The 1,128-nt window shown below is 41.8% G+C and carries 1 protein-coding gene; it reads left to right on the top strand.

All coding sequences use genetic code 11. The annotated features are described in order from the left end of the window. Positions 1–254 precede the first annotated feature (254 nt). Positions 255–971, top strand: a complete 717-nt coding sequence (locus Q0135_RS03865) for a PAS domain-containing protein (protein ID WP_297988406.1) — start codon at positions 255–257, stop codon at positions 969–971. Positions 972–1,128: the final 157 nt, after the last annotated feature.

Below are 1,128 nucleotides of genomic sequence, written 5' to 3' on the forward strand. Positions count from 1 at the left end.
GCGGATCCACGCTTAGCTGCCCCGAGACGTAGAGCGTACCGTCGTCGTCTAAGATGCCCGGCGCATAATGCGCCTTTTTCGGCGCGAAACCGGTTGGATAAATTTCTTTCATTTAAGCTCCTTTGCATATAAAATTTTATATAATTTTACTCTAAATTTATTAAAAATATATAAGTATTTCTATAAATTTGCAGAAATTTTAAAATTTAATCTAAATTTATAGATTTTTTTATATGAAATTTAAGGAACTCAAATTGAATCAGCTTTTGCAGACCTTTATACCGACCGCGCACCTTATTAAAAATACGATCGGCGATTGCGAGGTGGTCATCCACGATATGAGCACGCCGCAAAACTCCGTCGTTTTCGTCCTCGGCGACGTGACGGGCAGGAGGATCGGCCAAAGCTTCGATCATCTGATAAAGGACGTGTTGCTAAGCAAAAATTTTGAAAACGACTGCACCGCAAACTACTACTTCACCGCGCAAAACGGCAAGCTCATACGCTCCTCGACTTCTTTGATCCGCGCCGTAAACGGCAAAGTAGTAGGCGCGCTGTGTGTAAATATCGATACCTCAAGCGCCATGGCCGCATACAAAGCAATAAAAAATCTGCTGCCGAATGCAAAGCTCGATAGCAAGGAGTTGCAGGGCGCAAATTTTACCGACGGAGGCTGCAACAACGCAGTATTAGATGAAGCGAACTCAAATGACAGCGTAAATTTAGAAGCAAAAAACTCTAACGATTCGCAGCAAAATATCCTTGATATCGTCCAAGATCTGATCGCATCGGCTACGCACGATCTGGATGTAGAGCGGATGAAGAAAGAGGATCGAAAGCGTATCGTAAAATTCCTCGCGCAAAAAGGAATTTTTGAGGTAAAAGGCGCTGTAGAGCTCGTCGCAAAGGCGCTTAGGACGCAGAAAGTCACGATTTACTCGTATATGGATGAGGTAAAGAAGGAGAGCTAGCCGCGGTGCATAAATTTGATCTCAAATTTAACACTTCCGGCTACTTTGTGCTGTCGGCTTTTCTTTATTTTTGCATAATAATCGGTATTTTTATCAAGCTTATCAGACTTACTTATTATATTAAACTCGTCATCTAAAATTATATAAAGGGAATTTT

This window comes from uncultured Campylobacter sp. (assembly GCF_937981295.1).
GTDB lineage: Bacteria > Campylobacterota > Campylobacteria > Campylobacterales > Campylobacteraceae > Campylobacter_B.